General features: G+C 62.5%; 14 protein-coding genes. 10 read left to right on the forward strand and 4 right to left on the reverse strand.

The features are described from left to right. Positions 1-2: 2 nt before the first annotated feature. The 9 genes from HZ993_RS17660 (at position 3) to HZ993_RS25115 (ending at position 10,014) form a co-directional block, all read left to right on the forward strand. Positions 3-1,739: a DUF1302 domain-containing protein gene (locus HZ993_RS17660; protein WP_209394041.1), complete on the forward strand. Its 1,737-nt coding sequence runs from the start codon at positions 3-5 to the stop codon at positions 1,737-1,739. A gap of 45 nt (positions 1,740-1,784) precedes the next feature. After that, entirely contained in the window at positions 1,785-3,155 is a 1,371-nt protein-coding gene (locus HZ993_RS17665) for a DUF1329 domain-containing protein (protein WP_209394042.1), read from the forward strand. Beyond that, the gene (locus tag HZ993_RS17670) at positions 3,155-4,246 is read left to right on the forward strand and encodes a YCF48-related protein (protein ID WP_209394043.1); all 1,092 of its coding nucleotides are present in this window, start codon (positions 3,155-3,157) and stop codon (positions 4,244-4,246) included. The genes HZ993_RS17665 and HZ993_RS17670 overlap by 1 nt, the downstream gene beginning before the upstream one ends. A 51-nt stretch (positions 4,247-4,297) precedes the next feature. After that, the gene (locus tag HZ993_RS17675; protein ID WP_209394044.1) at positions 4,298-6,769 is read left to right on the forward strand and encodes an RND family transporter; all 2,472 of its coding nucleotides are present in this window, start codon (positions 4,298-4,300) and stop codon (positions 6,767-6,769) included. Between the two features lie 12 nt (positions 6,770-6,781). Further along, entirely contained in the window at positions 6,782-7,903 is a 1,122-nt protein-coding gene (locus HZ993_RS17680; protein WP_209394045.1) for an ABC transporter substrate-binding protein, read from the forward strand. Positions 7,904-7,959: 56 nt separating this feature from the next. Further along, positions 7,960-8,925 carry an alpha/beta hydrolase gene (locus HZ993_RS17685; protein ID WP_209394046.1) on the forward strand — a complete coding sequence of 322 codons (966 nt, stop codon included), beginning with the start codon at positions 7,960-7,962 and terminating at the stop codon, positions 8,923-8,925. 101 nt (positions 8,926-9,026) lie between these two features. Continuing rightward, positions 9,027-9,530 carry an IS30 family transposase gene (locus tag HZ993_RS24795; protein ID WP_209394047.1) on the forward strand — a complete coding sequence of 168 codons (504 nt, stop codon included), beginning with the start codon at positions 9,027-9,029 and terminating at the stop codon, positions 9,528-9,530. After that, positions 9,509-9,652 (forward strand): hypothetical protein, encoded by a 144-nt coding sequence (locus HZ993_RS24800; protein WP_209394048.1) that lies wholly within the window; start codon positions 9,509-9,511, stop codon positions 9,650-9,652. Before HZ993_RS24795 ends, HZ993_RS24800 begins: the two co-directional genes overlap by 22 nt. Continuing rightward, complete coding sequence (locus HZ993_RS25115) at positions 9,649-10,014, forward strand: IS30 family transposase (RefSeq protein WP_209393993.1); 366 nt, start codon at positions 9,649-9,651, stop codon at positions 10,012-10,014. Before HZ993_RS24800 ends, HZ993_RS25115 begins: the two co-directional genes overlap by 4 nt. Before the next feature lie 102 nt (positions 10,015-10,116). Here HZ993_RS25115 and HZ993_RS17705 read toward each other — a convergent pair whose 3' ends face one another. The 4 genes from HZ993_RS17705 to HZ993_RS17720 form a co-directional block, all read right to left on the reverse strand. Further along, positions 10,117-12,354 (reverse strand): NADP-dependent isocitrate dehydrogenase, encoded by a 2,238-nt coding sequence (locus tag HZ993_RS17705; protein WP_209394049.1) that lies wholly within the window; start codon positions 12,352-12,354, stop codon positions 10,117-10,119. Between the two features lie 126 nt (positions 12,355-12,480). After that, on the reverse strand, positions 12,481-14,058 hold the full coding sequence (locus HZ993_RS17710; protein ID WP_209394050.1) for an acyl CoA:acetate/3-ketoacid CoA transferase: 1,578 nt from the start codon (positions 14,056-14,058) through the stop codon (positions 12,481-12,483). A gap of 12 nt (positions 14,059-14,070) precedes the next feature. After that, on the reverse strand, positions 14,071-15,315 hold the full coding sequence (locus tag HZ993_RS17715) for a thiolase family protein (RefSeq protein ID WP_209394051.1): 1,245 nt from the start codon (positions 15,313-15,315) through the stop codon (positions 14,071-14,073). A 14-nt stretch (positions 15,316-15,329) separates the two neighbouring features. Then, on the reverse strand, positions 15,330-16,535 hold the full coding sequence (locus HZ993_RS17720) for a thiolase family protein (RefSeq protein WP_209394052.1): 1,206 nt from the start codon (positions 16,533-16,535) through the stop codon (positions 15,330-15,332). Between the two features lie 162 nt (positions 16,536-16,697). Between HZ993_RS17720 and HZ993_RS17725 the strand changes: the two genes are divergently transcribed. Further along, a complete protein-coding gene (locus HZ993_RS17725; protein ID WP_209394053.1) occupies positions 16,698-17,483 on the forward strand; it encodes a crotonase/enoyl-CoA hydratase family protein in 786 nt (261 codons plus the stop codon). Positions 17,484-17,496: the final 13 nt, after the last annotated feature.

Genomic DNA, 17,496 nt, shown 5'->3' on the forward strand with positions numbered 1-17,496 from the left:
CCATGAACCACCGCCGCACTTGGGTTGCGGCAGCGGTAGCGCTCGCGCTGCCCGCTGCACACGCCTTTGACATTGACACACCCGACTCGGATTTCAAGATCCGGCTCGACCTGACACCCAAATACAGCACGGCCAACCGGTTGAAAGACCCCATGCCGGAGCTGACCCGCTTTGATGTGACAACCGACCCCGGCACCATCAACGAAGACGATGGCAACCACAATTTCCAGAAGGGCCAGATCTCCAACCGCTGGGATCTGTTGGCCGAGCTGGATGTGAGCGGCAAAAACTTTGGTGGCCGCATCAGCGCCACCGCCTGGCACGACAGCGTCTACCTGCGCAAGAACAGCTACCGGGGCACACCGGTCAATGTCGGCAGCATGGTTGTTGGCAACTACCCGTTGGCCAATAACCATGTCGCCACACAGGCGCCCGACGACTTCTTGCCATCGACCCGCGCCCAACACGGACAGGGCAGCGAGATCCTCGATGCCTTTGTCTACTTCAAGGGTGACATCAACAACATGAAGGGCACTGTGCGCGTCGGCAAACACACGCTGCAATGGGGCGAGAGCCTGTTCTTCGGCCAGAACGGCATTGCCAACGCGCAGGGCCCGGTGGATGTGGCCAAGGTCGTGTCAGTGCCGGGGTGGCAGTTCAAGGAAGTGCTGCTGCCAGTGGAGCAGGTATCGGGTTCGCTGCAAGTGGCCGAAGGTTTGTCGCTGGGCGCCTACTACCAGCTCAAGTGGCGCCCCAGCAAGATCCCTGGTGTGGGCAGCTACTTCTCCAACCAGGATTACGTAGGCACCGGTGTTGTCAACTTTGGCAACGACACCAAGGGCAACCCGATTCTGCTGGGCTACGACGCCACCAAGGACTTCAATCCCAAGGACTCGGGCCAAGGCGGTATGCAGTTGCGCTGGAGCCCCACCGGCAGCGAATACGAGTTCGGCTTTTACGCTGCGCAGTACCACGACAAAACTCCCGCCGTGCCGGTGTTCGATTTTGTGAACGGCAATGTGCACCTGGCCTACGCCAGCAACATCCGCACGGTGGGTGCCAGCGTGACCTATTCGGTGGGGCAACTCAACTGGGCGGTCGAAGGTTCGGTGCGCAGCAACGCGCCGCTGAACAGCGACCCCGCGGTGCTGGGCCTAGGCCCCATCCTGCACTGCGACACCAGTGACAACAAGCCCTGTTACGCGGTGGGTGACACCGCCCACTTGCAGGCCTCGGGCATCTATGTGCTGCAACCCAATGCCCTGTGGCAGGGCGGCGCCATTGTGGCGGAGCTGGCGTTCAACCGCACGCTCAAAGTGACCAAGGACATCTTCGCCATCGGGCCGGGCGGCAGCAGCGCCGGTCTGGGTGGTCTGGACCCCAACACCACGCGGGACGCCTGGGCCTTTCGCGTGTTGTTTGAGCCGCAGTACTTCCAGGTGCTACCGGGGCTGGACCTGTCGATACCGGTCGGTGTGGGCTACAACTTTGGTGGCCGCTCCTCGGCCATTGCCAACTTTGCCGGTGGCGCATCTAACGCAGGCGACTACAGCATAGGCATCAAGGGCAAGTACCAGGGTGTGTGGAACCTGGCCCTGGTTTACAGCGACTTCTTTGGCCCTGCCAAGACCTTTACCGAAACCCTGGTTGCGGGCACAGGCTCGCCCCGCCAGCTCACCTTTGGCCAGACGCTGAAGGACCGCGCCAACCTGTCCTTCACCGTGTCGCGCACGTTCTGATTGATCCGCACGTCTGATCCGCATTTCCTGAAACGGAGTTTTCTCATGCACCACAAACCTACTCTTTTGGCCACGCTTGTTGCGGGCCTTCTCGTCGCACCGCTGGCCACCTCCAGCGCCTGGGCCGCCGTCTCTGCTGACGAGGCCGCCAAACTCAAGACCACGCTGACCCCGCTGGGGGCCGAGCGCGGCGCCAATGCGGATGGCAGCATCCCGGCCTGGACAGGCGGCATCACCAAGGCCCCGGCAGGCTACAAAAGTGGCGACCCCCGCCCCGACCTGTTCCCGGGTGAAAAACCACTACTGTCCATCAACGCCAAAAATATGGACCAGCACGCCGCCAAGCTCACGGATGGCGTGAAGGCCTTGATGAAGAAGTACCCCGACTTCCGCATCGACGTGTACCCCACACACCGCAGCGCCGCCGCACCGCAATGGGTGTACGACAACACCTTCAAGAACGCGACCCGCGCCAAGCTGGTAGATGGTGGCCAGGGCACCGAGGCGGCCTATGGCGGAACACCCTTTCCCATACCCAAGGACGGGTACGAGGTGTTCCAGAACCACCGCCTGGCTTGGGTGGGCAGTTACGTGCAAACACCGGTGCGTGTGTGGGTGGTGACGGGTGATGGCAAACGCGCCATGGCCTCCGGCGGCATGCAGAGTTTCCGCAAGCAGTATTACGACCCCGAAGGCAGCATTGAGAAGTTTGACGGTTATGCAGGCTTGGGCAAGTTCGCGGTCAGCGAGCCCGGTTCCAAGTCGGGCGAGGCCATCCTGGCGCACGACGCCCTCAACGCCAGCCAACCACGCGGCCTGTGGCAATACCTGGTGGGCCAGCGTCGTGTGCGCAAGGCGCCCTCGGTGGCCTACGACACGCCGGATTCGGTGACCTCGGGCATTGGTCTGTTTGACGAGGCCTTCATGCTGTTCGGCCCCATCGACAAACACGAGTTGAAGCTGGTGGGCAAGAAGGAGATCTACATCCCCTACAACAACAACAAGGCCGCGTCGGCCCCGGTGGCGGATCTGGTGACACCCAACACGTTGAACCCGGCGCAGGTCCGCTGGGAGCTGCACCGCGTGTGGGAAGTGGAGGCCACACTGGCGGCAGGCAAACGCCATGTGGTGCCCAAGCGAAAGTACTACATCGACGAAGACAGCTGGCAAATCATGCTGTTCGACGGCTGGGATGCCAAGGGTGACCTCTGGCGCACCAACTACACGCTGACGCTGATGGCGCCCGACATTCCGGCCATCATCGGCAACATGATGTGGGGTGGTTACGACCTGCAAACCGGCGCCTACTACCTGAACATGGCGTCTAACGAATTGAAGACGCAGTACAAACCGGTAGCGCCCATTCCACGGTCCTTCTTCAGCCCTGAAGAGCTGGCCAACGAGGGGACACGCTGATGTACGCGGTCGCTGTCAGAACGCCCTCACGAAGGGGCTTGGCGCTGGCGCTGTGCCTGTGGGCCGTGGGCAGCCTGGCAGCGGCCCAGGCATCGCCAACTCCCGTGGGGTCTGGGGCGGTGCCACGTGTGTTGACCCAGGCCGCGCTGCAAAGTCCCAAGGCTCTGCAAGCTGCAACATTGGCCGTGACCCGCGCCGGGCAGCGCCTGGTGGCGGTGGGCGAACGTGGCACGGTACTGTGGTCGGACAACGCCGGCCAGAGCTGGCAACAAGCCCAGGTGCCGGTGCAGGTCACGTTGACGGCCGTGCGTTTTGTCAATGATCGCACCGGTTGGGCAGTGGGCCATCTGGGTGTGATCTTGAAGACCGAAGACGCGGGGCAAACCTGGGCGCTGCAACTCGATGGCGTGCAGGCGGCCCAGGCCGTAGCAACGGCTGCGCGTACCAGCACAGATGAACGCGTGCTGCGCGCGGCCCAGCGTTTTGCCGAAGAGGGGCCGGACAAACCTTTCTTCGATGTCGACTTCAGTGATACACAAAACGGCTTGGCGGTCGGCGCCTACAACCTGGCCTTTGCCACGGTTGACGGTGGCAAGACCTGGACACCCGCCCTGGACCGGTTGCCCAATGCCAAAAGTTTGCATCTGTATGGCGTGCGGTATGTGGGCAGCAATGTGTTTGTTGCAGGCGAACAAGGCCTGCTGCTGAAGTCTGCCGACGCGGGTGCCACGTTTACTGCGTTGACTTCACCCTACAAGGGCAGTTTCTTTGGCCTGCTGGCGGCCCGCTCGGGCACCTTGCTCGCCTACGGGCTGCGGGGCAACGCACTGCGTTCCGCCGACCAGGGCGCGCACTGGGACGCCGTGCAGACGGGCGTGCCGGTGTCCATCAGCGCGGCGGTGGAGCTGGACGGCGGCGCACTGGCACTGCTGAGCCAGACCGGCGACCTGTTGCTGAGCCGCGATGACGGGCGCAGCGTCAGCAAGATTGCACCGCCCGGTGGACCACTGCCAGCCTCTGGCGCCGCTGCGGCCGACGGCCAACTGGTGCTGGCCAGCCTGCGCGGCCTGCGTCGCCAAAAAGCACCCTGACCACCGACCGTCCCCACGCATTCAACGCCATTTCACGACCACCACGACACCATGCACGCCGATACCTCCCTGGACGCCCAACCGGTCGTCGCCCGACTCCAAGACTTTGACACCCACTCCGGCACGGCCTTGGAGCGTGCATTCTTCAACCACCGCCCCTGGGTCATGGGAATTTGCCTGCTGATCACGCTGCTGTTGGGCTGGCAGGCCTTGAGCCTGCGTCTGAACGCCAGTTTCGAAAAAACCATTCCCACCACACACCCCTATATCGCCAACTACCTGGCCAATAAAAGCAATCTGGCGGGGCAGGGCAATGCGATGCGCATCGTGGTGGAGACGACGGGTGCTTCCATCTTCGACAAGGACTACCTGGACACCTTGCAAAAGCTCAGCGACGAAATCTTTTTGTTGCCTGGCGTGGACCGTCCCTTCATGAAGTCGCTGTGGACCAGCAACACACGCTGGGTAGCGGTGACCGAGGAAGGGCTGGACGGCAACACCGTGATGGGAGACAGTTATGACGGCTCACCCGCCGCGCTGGCCGAGGTGCGTGCGAATGTGGAGCGCTCGGGCGAGATCGGGCAACTGGTGGCCGGTGACTTCAAGTCCAGCATCATTTTTGTGCCGCTGCTGGACAAGAACCCCAAGACGGGTGAGGCGCTGGACTATGGCGACCTGTCGCGCAAGATTGAAGTGTTGCGCAGCAAGTTTGAGAACGACTCGCTTCGCATCCACGTCATCGGCTTCGCCAAGGTGCTGGGCGATTTGATCGCGGGCCTGCAACAGGTCTTGCTGTTCTTCGGTCTGGCGCTGCTGATCTGCGCCGCCGTGCTCTATGGCTACACCCGCTGCGGGCGCAGCACAGCGCTGGTGGTGGCGTGTTCGTTGGTGGCGGTGGTGTGGCAGTTTGGCCTGCTGGCGCTGCTGCACTATGAGCTGGACCCGTATTCGGTGTTGGTGCCCTTTCTGGTCTTTGCCATCGGCATGAGCCATGGCGCGCAGAAGATGAACGGCATCATGCAGGACATTGGCCGTGGCACCCACAAGGTGGTTGCGGCTCGCTACACCTTTCGCCGCCTGATTGTGGCCGGTGCCACCGCGCTGCTGTGTGACGCGGTGGGTTTTGCGGTGCTGGCCATCATCCAGATTCAGGTGATCCAGGACCTGGCGGTGATTGCCAGTATTGGTGTCGCCGTGTTGATCTTTACCAACCTGGTGTTGCTGCCCATTCTGTTGTCATACGTGGGTGTGAGCGCGCGCGGTGCGCGGCGTAGCTTGCAACTGGAAGCGGCGGATGGCCGCGACGGCGCCACGGCGTACGACGGCCCCGCCATTGACCAACATGCACCGCGCCGCAACCGCTTGTGGGCGTTGCTCGATCTGTTCACCCAGCGCGGCCCGGCCTTGACCACCATTGTGGTTTGCCTGCTGCTGGCCGGTGGCGGCTACGCGGTCAGCCTGCACCTGAAGATTGGCGACCTGGATCCCGGAGCGCCCGAGCTGCGGGCCGACTCGCGTTACAACCGCGACAACGCCTACCTGGCCCAGCACTACGCCGCCAGCAGTGACATCCTGACGGTGATGGTCTCCACGCCCGAGGACCAGTGCACCCAGTACGACACGCTGGCCCGGGTGGACCAACTGGCCTGGCAACTGGAGCAGTTGCCCGGTGTGGAATCCACCAACTCCATGGCCCAACTGTCCAAGCTGGCCATGGTGGGCTACAACGAGGGCAACCTGAAGTGGTTCGAGCTGTTCCCCAACGCCAGCGCGCTGGGCGGTGTGCAGACCCGCGCGCCGCGCGAACTGTTCAACCAGGCCTGCTCCTTCCTGTCGTTATATGTCTACCTAAAGGACCACAAGGCCGAAACGCTGACACGTGTCGTGGATGAGGTGGAGCACTTCATTGCGGCACAACCCGCAGGCGATGTGCGCTTTATGCTGGCCGCTGGTTCGTCCGGCATTGACGCCGCCACCAATATCGTCGTGCAGAAGGCCATGCACGAGATGCTGTTGTGGGTCTATGGCGCGGTGCTGCTGCTGTGCTGGATCACCTTCCGCTCCTGGCGTGCTGTGGTGTGTGCGGTGTTGCCGCTGGTGCTGACCTCCATCTTGTGTGAGGCCCTGATGGTGGGGCTGGGCATGGGTGTCAAAGTTGCAACCCTGCCGGTGATTGCGCTGGGTGTCGGTATTGGTGTGGACTACGCGCTGTATGTGTTGTCGGTGATGCTGGCGCGGCTGCGCGCTGGCGACAGTTTGTCGGCTGCATATCTGCATGCGCTGGAGTTCACCGGGCGTGTGGTCATGCTCACTGGCATCACGCTGGCGCTGGCCGTTGCCACCTGGGCTTTTTCGCCTATCAAGTTCCAGGCCGATATGGGTATCTTGCTGGCATTTATGTTCGTCTGGAACATGGTGGGTGCACTGGTGTTGATGCCAGCGCTAGCGCACTTTTTGTTGCGGCCCGTTGCGGTGCCAGCGGTGCGGTCGGCACCCGCCACCGCCGCCACCGTGCTGGCATAAGTGGTGTTGCACATGCTGGTCCGTCGCACGTTGAGCGTTGTTGCTAGCCTGGTGTTGTGGAGCACCTGTACCCCGGCGCTGGCGGCACCTGAGGCAGTGGTGATTGGCCAATCTCTGCCCCTTACCGGAGCGGGCTTTCCGGTGGCCAACCGCGTGTTGGCTGGTGCCAAGGCGCAGGTGGAGCGGGTCAATACATCCGGCGGTATTTCGGGGCGACCGCTGGAGCTGGTGACGCTGGACGACGGGGGCGACCCCCAGCGCCTGGCCACCAACCTGCGCACCCTGGTGCGCCAGCACGGTGCGGTGCTGATCGCTAACTGCCTGGGTGAACGCGCCTGCCAGGAGGCGGCCCAGGCCACGCGGGAGCTGCGTGTGCCCTTGGTGGGGCCAATGTCGGGTGCGTTGCAACTGCGTGGGGTTGACGTACAGCATGTCTTCAGCACCCGGCCGGACGACACGCGGGAGGCCGACGCCCTGGTGCGCCAGTTGTTGTCCATCGGCATCCACAAGGTGGCGGTGCTCAGCGACGACTCCGAACCCGCGCGCACCGACGCGCTGGTGGCCGCGCTGCAACGCGCGGGCCAGCAGGTCACCCGCACCACGACCGACCTGCGAGGCCAGTCGCTGGCGGTGGCGTTGCAGGCATCGGCCCAGTCCGCCCCGCAGGCGCTGGTCATCAGCCTGGGGTATGCGGCGCTGGATGCGCTGGACCGCTTGCCACCCGCCGCACGGGCCGGTGTTCCGTTGACGATTGCAACCCTGTCGTCGGCCGGGTTGACGCAGTTGACACGCCTGTTCCGCGACCGGGTGATTGGTTACACCAGCGTGGTGCCACCGCTGGACGTGACCCGCCTGGCCCTGGTGCGCGCCTTGCAGCGCGATGCCGATGCTTTTATTGGCCCCGAGGCGGTGACCTTTGAAGGCCTGGAGGCCTACATCAACCTGCGCGTGTGCACCGAGGCGCTGCGGCGCGCCGGGCCGCGCGCCGACGGCCAACGCTTAAACGAGGCGTTGGAGAGTCTGGGCGCGTTAGACCTGGGCGGCTTTCGCCTGGTGTTTGGGCGCGACCGCCACCACGGCTCGGATTACGTGGAGATCGGCATGCGCGCACGCGACGGACGCACGTTGCGCTGAACCTGAACAACCCCATTTTTCTTCCACAACCCCAACCACCACCCGGAGAACACCCCATGAATGCTGCCATCAAACCCATGCTGGAAGTTGCCGATATCGACCCCGCCTTGGCCGGATTCCTGGCCCAGGCTGCGGCCATGGGCAACCCGCCCATCGAGTCCCTGCCGCCGCCCATAGCACGGCAAATCTACCGTGACATGGCCAACAACTTGGGGCTCCCGGCCCCCGCTGTTGGCACCGTGGAAGACACCACCTGCCCAGGGCCTGCGGGGGCGCTGCCCTTGCGTATCTACACGCCGCTAACGAATGGTGCAAACACGCCACTACCCGTGCTGCTGTTCCTGCACGGGGGCGGTTTTGTGATTGGTGACCTGGAAACACACGACAAGGTCTGCCGCACCCTGTGCCACCACACCGGCATGCTGGTGGTGGCGGTGGACTACCGCCTGGCGCCCGAACATCCATTCCCCGCCGCAACGGACGACGCCGAAGCGGCGCTGCGCTGGGTGCTGGCCCATGCAACAAGCCTGGGTGGTGATGCCAACCGCATCGCCGTGGTGGGCGATAGCGCGGGCGCGCAACTGGCCCTGGTGGCTGCGCGGCGCGTGCAGGCCGCCAACGTGCGGGCGCTGGGAATGATCTACCCGGTGGCGCAACACCCCGATGAACCCAGCGCGTCGTACCCGGAGAACGAAGGGAAATTCCTGACCATGGGCGTTATGCAATGGTTCATGGGCAGCTACCTCGGCGGACAGACCGAGGTGCTCCAGCACCCGGACTATGCGCTGCTGAAATCTGGCCGCTTTGAGACCTTGCCCGCCACCTGGGTCGCCACCATGGGCCACGACCCGCTGCGTGATGAGGGCCATGTGTTGGCCCAACGCATCGCCAACGCCGGTGTGGCGGTGGCCCACCAACACTACCCCAGCGCCATCCACGCCTGTATCCACTTCACGGCGGTGTCGCCGGTTGGGTTGACGGTGATGACGGATCTGGCGCAGTGGCTGCGCCAAAGCGTTTAAAGCCGGCGGATTCAAGTACGAAGTGCAACGTTTTAGAAACGGGTTAGGCCAAGAGTGAATAGGATGCACTTTTGTGACCGGCCAGTCCCAAACGTTGCACCATGACCTATACACACTTGACCCAAGAAGAACGATACCAAATTCACAACCTCACGCGCCAAGGCATTCATCTGTCGCAAATTGCAGCAGAGCTTGGACGTAGCAGCTCGACGATCAGCCGCGAGCTCAGGCGCAATGCCAGTGCCCGGGGCTACCAACCTGCACTGGCCCAAGACAAAGCGACTCAGAGACAGACACAGCGTCGCAATGCCCGCCAGTTCGATCCAGAGCAGTGGCAACTCGTGGAGTTGTATCTGCGCCTGAGCTTGTCTCCCCAGCAAGTCAGTGACCGCCTGGCTTTAGAGGATCGTTTGTCGATTAGCACCGAAGCCATCTACCAATACGCCTATGCCAACAAAGCCCAGGGCGGTGATTTAGTCGGGTACTTGCGCTGTCAAAAACTTCGTAGAAAGCGCTATGCCAGTGGTCGAGAGCGCCGTGGGGTACTCAAGAACCGGGTCGGAATTGAACATCGCCCGCAGTGGTGGATAGCAAGAAGCGCATAGGCGACTGGGAGGGCGATACGGTGATCGGCGGGGGGCGCAAAGGCGTGTTGGTGACACTGGTGGAACGCAAGTCCCGCTATACCTTGGCGCATCCACTACGCTCCAAGCACAGTGCGGGGTGACGCAGGCCATTGTCGATTTGCTGCGCCCCCACAGACATGCCTGCAAGACACTGACCTTTGACAACGGCAAGGAGTTCGCTGAGCACGAATTCATTGCAAGTTGTTTGAGGGCGAAGGTGTACTTTGCCAAGCCCTACTGCTCATGGCAGCGTGGGCTCAATGAGAACACCAACGGGCTGCTGCGACAGTTCTTTCCAAAGGGGTGCAGTTTGCTCAAGGTGACACAGGCTCAGGTCGATGAAGCTGTGTACTTACTCAATCATCGGCCTCGTAAGTGCCTGGGCTATCGCACACCGCATGAGGTCTTCTACAACCTACCCGTCAGACCTCTTACACTGCATTCCGTTGCGCTTTGTACTTGAATCCGCCGCCTTTTGAGGCTATAGCCCCCGTGAAATATAGCGATATAGCTATCTAAATAGTAGCAAATAGCAGTATTCCACGAGGGCTGATCAAAGGGGCGATTAAGCCTTGACCGACGCCAACACCTGGTTCAGCGTCGTGCTGGGGCGCATGATGGCGTCCAGCTTGGCCACGTCGGGCAGGTAATAACCACCAATGTCGGCAGGCTTGCCCTGCACGGCTGCCAGCTCGGCCACGATGGCTTGTTCGTTGTCTGCCAGTTGTTGGGCCAGTGGCGCAAACTGCGCGGCCAGTGTTGCATCGTCGGTCTGCGCGGCCAGTTCCTGCGCCCAGTACAGGGCCAGGTAGAACTGGCTGCCACGGTTGTCCAGCTGGCCGGTCTTGGGCGAGGGGTTCTTGTTGTTGTCCAGCAGCTTGCCGGTGGCCGCGTCCAGCGTCTTGGCCAGTACCTTGGCCTTGGCATTGCCGGTTTTCAGGCCCAGGTCTTCCAGCGACACGGCCAGTGCCAAAAACTCGCCCAGCGAATCCCAGCGCAGGTGGTTTTCTTCCACCAGTTGTTGCACGTGTTTGGGGGCCGAACCGCCGGCACCGGTTTCGTACATGCCACCACCGGCCATCAAGGGCACGATGGACAACATCTTGGCGCTGGTGCCCAGTTCCATGATGGGGAACAAATCGGTCAGGTAGTCGCGCAGGATGTTGCCGGTGGCGCTGATGGTGTCTTCACCGCGGATCACGCGCTCCAGCGTGTAACGCATGGCGCGCACCTGGCTCATGATCTGGATGTCCAGGCCGGTGGTGTTGTGCTCGTGCAGGTACATCTTGACCTTGGTGATCAGCTGCGCCTCGTGTGGGCGGTAGGCGTCTAGCCAGAACACCACCGGCATGCCGGAGTTGCGTGCGCGGTTGACGGCCAGCTTGACCCAGTCGCGGATGGCGGCGTCCTTGACCTGGCACATGCGCCAGATGTCGCCCTGCTCCACGTTCTGGCTCAGCAGCACTTCGCCGGTGGCCAGGTCGGTGATGTTGGCCACGCCGTCTTCCGAGATTTCAAAGGTTTTGTCGTGTGAACCGTATTCTTCGGCCTGCTGGGCCATCAAACCCACATTGGGCACGGTGCCCATGGTCTTGGGGTCGAAGTTGCCATGCCATTTGCAGAAGTTGATCATCTCCTGGTAGATGCGGGCAAAGGTCGACTCGGGCATCACGGCCTTCACGTCCTTCAGGCGGCCGTTGGCGTCCCACATCTTGCCGCCGTTGCGGATCATGGCCGGCATGGATGCGTCGACGATGATGTCGTTGGGCGAGTGGAAGTTGGTGATGCCCTTGGCCGAGTCCACCATGGCCAGCTCGGGGCGGTTCTCGTGGCAGGCGTGCAGGTCGCGCTTGATCTCGTCCTGCTTGCTTTGCGGCAGAGTGGCGATCTTGGTGTACAGGTCGGCCATGCCGTTGTTGACGTTGACACCCAGTTCCTTGAACAGGGCGCCGTGTTTTTCAAACGCGTCCTTGTAGAAGATACGCACGCAGTGGCCAAACACGATGGGGTGGGACACCTTCATCATGGTGGCCTTGACGTGCAACGAGAACATCACGCCGGTCTTGCGTGCGTCTTCGATTTCTTTCTCGTAAAACTCCAGCAGGGCTTTCTTGCTCATGAACATGCTGTCGATGACTTCGCGGTCCAGCAGCGACACCTTGGGCTTCAAGACGATGGTCTGGCCGCTCTTGGTGATCAGCTCCATCTTGACGTCACGGGCGCGGTCCAGCGTCATGGACTTTTCGCCGTGGTAGAAGTCGCCAGCATGCATGTGCGACACGTGTGAGCGCGACGCCTGGCTCCACTCGGCCATGCTGTGTGGGTTCTTGCGGGCGTATTCCTTCACAGCCTTGGGCGCACGGCGGTCCGAGTTGCCTTCGCGCAGCACGGGGTTCACGGCCGAGCCTATGCAGCGGGCGTAACGGGCGCGGATGGATTTTTCTTCTTCGGTCTGCGGGGCTTCAGGGTAGTCGGGTATGGCGTAACCCTTGGACTGCAGTTCCTTGATACAGGCCTGCAACTGACCCACAGACGCGCTGATGTTGGGCAGCTTGATGATGTTGGCATCCGCCTGCAGTGTCTTCTTGCCCAGCTCGGCCAGGGTGTTGGGCTGGCGTTGGGCTTCGGTCAGGCTTTCGGGGAACTCACCCAGTACACGCGCCGCCACCGAGATGTCGGCCTCCGTAACGTTGATGCCTGCCGGTGCGGCAAAGGTGCGCACGATGGGCAGGAAGGACGCCGTGGCCAGGCGCGGAGCCTCGTCGGTCAGGGTGTAGATGATGGTGGGGGTTTGGGTAGTCATCACTTGTCTCCAAAAATTGTTATGCAGTCTTGCTATCGTGTGTGATTGTGCTTTCAGCCGTCTGACCCGGCCGCACTTTTTTGGGCAAAAATTTCACATAACAAAAATTAAAACCATCGGAGGAAATTATTTTTTGTCGGCCGGCGCGGTTGGACCCAAAGCCGCCGCCAACCCACCCCAGTGCGCGCGGAAGATACCGGGGTCCATGGGCTTCACATTCGTGATGATGGGCTTGAAGCTCATGTGTGCCAGCACATCGCGCTCCAGGTCCACACCGGGGGCGATCTCGGTCAGCTCCAGGCCGTCGGCGGTCAGTTTGAACACGGCGCGTTCGGTGACAAACACCACCTCTTGCTGGCGCAGCGCGGCGTCATGGCCGTTGAAGGTGATTTGCTCCACCTGGTCGATGAACTTGCGTGACTTGCCTTCGGTCAAGATGCGCAGCTTGCCGTCGGCCACTTCCACATCGAGCCCGCCGGCGGTAAAGGCGCCGCAGAACACCAGCTTCTTGGTTGAGCGGGTGATGTTGATAAAACCGCCGCAACCCACGGGCCGCCCGTTGAACTTGCTGACGTTAACGTTGCCCTGGCTGTCGGTCTGCGCCAGGCCCAGAAAGCTGGCGTCTAACCCGCCGCCGTCGTAAAAATCAAACTGCGCACTTTGCTCGATGATGGACTCGGCGTTGTAGGCCAGGCCAAAGTCGCCCAATTGCGCCGGAATGCCGCCGCTGACGCCGCTCTCGATCGACAGGCTCAGAAGATCAGACACACCCTCTTCGGCCGCCACCGACGGGATGCCGGCCGGGATGCCGATGCCGAGGTTGGTGATCGCGCCGGGCGTGACCTCCATCGCCGCGCGGCGCGCAATCACCTTGCGTTCATCCAGCGGCATGGGCGCCAGGCTGCCCGTCGGCACCTTGATATCACCGCATAACGCGGGGTTGAACTGGGTGGCAATGGTTTGCATGTGGTTCTCGGGTTTGGCCACCACCACATAGTCGATCAGCAGGCCCGGCACCTTGACCGCCTTGGGGTGCAAGGTGCCGGCTTTCACGATGCGTTCCACCTGGCAGATGACGATGCCGCCCCAGCGCTTGGCCGCCTGCGCGATGGACAACTGCTCCAGCAGCACACCTTCCTTGTCCAGCGTGATATTGCCTTTCTCGTCGGCCAGTGTGCCGCGGATGATGGCTACGTCAATCTTGGGTGGCGGGAAGAACAACCATTCCTCACCCCTGAACTCGACCAGCTCCACCAGGTCTTCGGTCGAGCGGCTGTTCATCTTGCCGCCCTCCAGGCGCGGGTCGACAAAGGTACCCAGGCCGACCTTGGTCAGCAGGCCGGGGGAGCGGTTGGCGATCTGGCGTGTCAGGTGTGACAGGCTGCCTTGCGGAAAGTTATAGGCCTCGACTTCGCCGTCGAACACCATCTTCATCATCTCCTTGCCGGTCTGGCCAAAGTGGCCGGCTACCACACGCTTGATCATTCCTTTGTGCGCAAAGTGTTTCATGCCCGCCTCGCCGGAATTGCCGACCGCGCCGCAGGCCCAGGTGGTGACATTGCGCGGGTGGCCGGCGGCCAGGAATTGCCGCTCCACACCTTGCAAAATTTCTTCGGGCAGGCTGGTCACGGCCAGGCCGCCCAGGAAGATGGTGGCGTCGTCGGGGATCAACGCGCCGGCTTGGTCTGCTGTAATAACTTTCATGGGGTGTCTCCGTTAAGTGTTTGGGTTTTCGATGAGCAGCGCCATGCCCTGGCCACCGCCCACACAGGCCGATGCAATGCCGTAGCGCAGACCACGGCGCCGCAGTTCACGCGCCAGCGTCACGGTCAGGCGCACGCCGGTGGCGGCCAGCGGATGGCCTAGCGCGATGGCGCCGCCATTCACATTCAGCTTGTCGCGGTCCAGACCCAGTTCACGTTCCACCGCGATGGTTTGCGCGCCCTGCGCTTCGTTGATTTCAAACAGGTCGATGTCTGACAGCGCGAGCCCGCAGCGCTCCAGCAATGCGCGGATGGCGGGGGCCGGGCCTATGCCCATGGTCTCGGGTGGCACACCCACCGCTGCGGCACCGACCAGGCGGGCCAGCGGGGTAAGCTGGTGGCGTTGCACGTACGCGTCACTGGCCACCAGCGCGCCCACGGCGCCATCGACCAGGGCCGAGCTATTGCCGGCTGTCTGCACACCGCCCGCATACACAGGGCGCAGCTTGGCCAGCGCTTCTATAGGTGATGGCCGGGGGTGCGTGTCATGGTCCAACTGCTCCACCTTGCGCGGCAGTGCGATACCGCGTGTGGCGTAGCCTTCCAACGCAAAACTCTCGTTGGTCACCGGCACGATCTCGCCTGCGTGGAAGCCTTCGGCCTGGGCCTTCAGCGCACGCTCAAACGATTGGGCCGCATACGTGTCCACATCGTTGCGGCTGATACCGTATTGGCGGGCCAGGTTCTCGGCAGTCTGGATCATCGTGACCGGACCGGCTGGGTCGTTCAAGGCCTCGATCAGAAAGTCCTTGAACTCCACCGGCGCGCCCAGCTTGAAGCCGCTGCGGTGGGTGTAGGCCGCAATCGGGTTGCGCGTCATGGACTCGGTGCCCACCACCAGCGCCAGCTCGGCATAACCCAGCGCAATCTGGTCGGCCGCCTGGCGGAACAGCTCAAAACCGGTGCCGCAAATGCGCTGCACCAGAATGGCCGGCACCGCCACCGGCACAGCGGCGTACAGGCCAATATGGCGCGGCAGCACAAAGGCGTCAAAGTCGGCCTGCGCCATGGAGCCGGTGATGACCGAGTCCACATCGGTGGCCGGCAGGCCACTGCGTTCAATGACGGCGCGCGCCACTTTGATGCCCATATCGGTGGGCGACACCGCGCCCAGGGCGCCGCAGTAGTCCACCATGGGGGTGCGAACACCATCGACCAGCCAGGTATTCTGAAAACGTGCAGAGAAGTGTTGTGTCATGGATCAAACCAGGTTTAGGCGCGCAAGGCGTCCGATACGCGCAGCACCGTGGCATACCCGCTGTCACCGGCCGCGCAGCCGGTGAACAGGCCGACCCCGCCGCCGCGCAACACCAGCTCTTCGATCAGCTCAATGATGGCGCGCATGCCGGTGGGCGCTTGGGGGTGGCCCCAGATGATGGAGCTGCCGTAGTTGTTCATGCGCTCCCATGCAAAACCGGTGTCGCGCGCCAGAGCGATGTCGTTCACGGCAAAGGGGTTGTGGGTCTTGATGGCATCCACCTGGGCAATGGTCAGCCCGGCTCGGTCGAGTGCGCGCAGCGCGGCGGGGGCGGGTGCCATCGGCATATATCCGGGTTCCACACGGGCCATGCCAAAGCTCAGGATTTCAATCTCAATGCCCTGGTTCTTCGATACCGCACGTGCCAGTTCACGCGTGGTCACAATGGCGCCGGCATTGCCGTCGGCCGGATGGGTTTGCCCGCCAAAGGTCACGGTGCCGTCTGGCTTGACCGGCTTGAGTTTGGCCAGGCCCTCGGCGGTGGTGGGGAAGATGCCTTCGTCGGCGCTCAGCAGCCCGGTTTGTTTGCGGAATTTGGAATCTGACAGCGGCGCATCCACCATATAACGCTTCTGGAACGCGCGGTCGTTTTCCAGGGCCTGTTGGTATTGCTGGTAACGCCTGAGCTTGAGCTCGTGCTGCTCGGCAGTGCTGATGCCGTAGCGGCGTGCCACGTTTTCGCCGGTGTCCAGCATGGGGTTCTTGGCATAGGGGTCGTGCCCCATGTTGTCGGGTACCCAGTGTTCGGTGATGCCGTAACCGCCGGTGCCGGTGGCATCGGGGTAGTACACAACAGGTCCGTTGGACTGGCGGTCGGCCATCACCAGCAGGGCGCAGCGGGCCGTGCCACACACCACCTCTTGCGCAGCCATCTGCAAGGCGCGCACGCTGGTGGCGCAGGCCTGCTGGATGGTGGGGCCGGTCACGCGGTCTATGCCCATCATGCCGGTCACATAGGGCAGGCCATAGAAGCTGCCCTTCTGCGGATTGGTCAGCCCCAGGATGGCCAGGTCCACCTGGTCCAGATCAAAACCACGCGCGGCCAGGGCCTGTTTGCCCACCTGCGCCGCCAGCGGCAACGCGTTCAGATTGGCCAGTGAACCCTGCCACTTGGCGAAGGGTGTGGACCAGTACATGCCGTAGGGAATAAACGCTTGCATTGCCTTGTCTCCTCTCATGAAAGTCTTCACATTCGGGTGCCGGTTTGCAGGGCGGCGGGTGTGCCCTAGTACAAACCCTAGTTGCTTGCATTTCAGGTTGTCAATGCTGCAACTTGGTTATAGACTATAACTAAATTAATGTACCGAAGCAAGGAAATCCGAATGTCTGCAACCCCCGTTTCCGCCGATCTGTCCGTCGAGATTGTTGGTGCCGTCGCCGTGGTGCGGCTCACCCGCACGGCCAAGCGCAACGCTGTCAACGACGCGTTGGTGCTGGACCTGCGCCGGGTGTTTGAGAGCCTTGGTCCCGAGGTCAAAGCGGCCGTGGTGGATGGCGATGGTGACCACTTTTGCGCCGGGCTGGACCTGAGTGAGTTGAGCGAGCGCGACGCACTGCAAGGCCTGCACCACTCGCGCATGTGGCACAAGGCATTGGACGCGGTGCAGTTCGGCCCGGTGCCGGTCATCGCCGCGCTGCATGGGGCAGTGGTAGGTGGTGGCCTGGAGTTGGCCAGCGCCTGCCACATCCGTGTGGCCGATACCACCGCCTTTTATGCCTTGCCCGAAGGCTCGCGTGGCATTTTTGTCGGCGGCGGTGGTTCGGTGCGGGTGCCGCGTCTGATTGGTGTGGCCCGCATGACCGACATGATGCTGACCGGCCGCGTCTACAACGCCGAAGACGGCGAGCGTGCCGGTTTTGCGCAGTACCTGGTGGCCAAAGGCCAGGCATTTGCCAAAGCTATGGAGCTTGCTGAAAAGGTGGCGCAAAACGCACCGGCCACCAACTACGCGCTGACCCATGTGTTGCCCCGCATCGCCGACCAAACAGCCGACCATGGCCTGATGACCGAATCGCTAATGGCTGCCATTGCGCAATCGGCGCCCGAGGCCAAGGAACGCGTGCGGGCCTTTCTGGAAGGCCGCGCGGCCAAGGTGCAAAAAGACTGAGCGGGGACGGCAC

Origin of the sequence: Rhodoferax sp. AJA081-3 (assembly GCF_017798165.1) — a bacterium.
Classification (GTDB): Bacteria; Pseudomonadota; Gammaproteobacteria; order Burkholderiales; family Burkholderiaceae_C; genus Allorhodoferax.

Excerpts from the sequence above, each read along its gene's own strand:
- HZ993_RS17705 (WP_209394049.1), bottom strand. The coding sequence starts at position 12,354 with ATGACTACCCAAACCCCCACCATCATCTACACCCTGACCGACGAGGCT.
- HZ993_RS17725 (WP_209394053.1), top strand. The coding sequence starts at position 16,698 with ATGTCTGCAACCCCCGTTTCCGCCGATCTGTCCGTCGAGATTGTTGGT.
- HZ993_RS17720 (WP_209394052.1), bottom strand. The coding sequence starts at position 16,535 with ATGCAAGCGTTTATTCCCTACGGCATGTACTGGTCCACACCCTTCGCC.
- HZ993_RS17675 (WP_209394044.1), top strand. The coding sequence starts at position 4,298 with ATGCACGCCGATACCTCCCTGGACGCCCAACCGGTCGTCGCCCGACTC.
- HZ993_RS24795 (WP_209394047.1), top strand. The coding sequence starts at position 9,027 with ATGACCTATACACACTTGACCCAAGAAGAACGATACCAAATTCACAAC.
- HZ993_RS17665 (WP_209394042.1), top strand. The coding sequence starts at position 1,785 with ATGCACCACAAACCTACTCTTTTGGCCACGCTTGTTGCGGGCCTTCTC.
- HZ993_RS17680 (WP_209394045.1), top strand. The coding sequence starts at position 6,782 with ATGCTGGTCCGTCGCACGTTGAGCGTTGTTGCTAGCCTGGTGTTGTGG.
- HZ993_RS17670 (WP_209394043.1), top strand. The coding sequence starts at position 3,155 with ATGTACGCGGTCGCTGTCAGAACGCCCTCACGAAGGGGCTTGGCGCTG.
- HZ993_RS17685 (WP_209394046.1), top strand. The coding sequence starts at position 7,960 with ATGAATGCTGCCATCAAACCCATGCTGGAAGTTGCCGATATCGACCCC.
- HZ993_RS17710 (WP_209394050.1), bottom strand. The coding sequence starts at position 14,058 with ATGAAAGTTATTACAGCAGACCAAGCCGGCGCGTTGATCCCCGACGAC.
- HZ993_RS17660 (WP_209394041.1), top strand. The coding sequence starts at position 3 with ATGAACCACCGCCGCACTTGGGTTGCGGCAGCGGTAGCGCTCGCGCTG.
- HZ993_RS17715 (WP_209394051.1), bottom strand. The coding sequence starts at position 15,315 with ATGACACAACACTTCTCTGCACGTTTTCAGAATACCTGGCTGGTCGAT.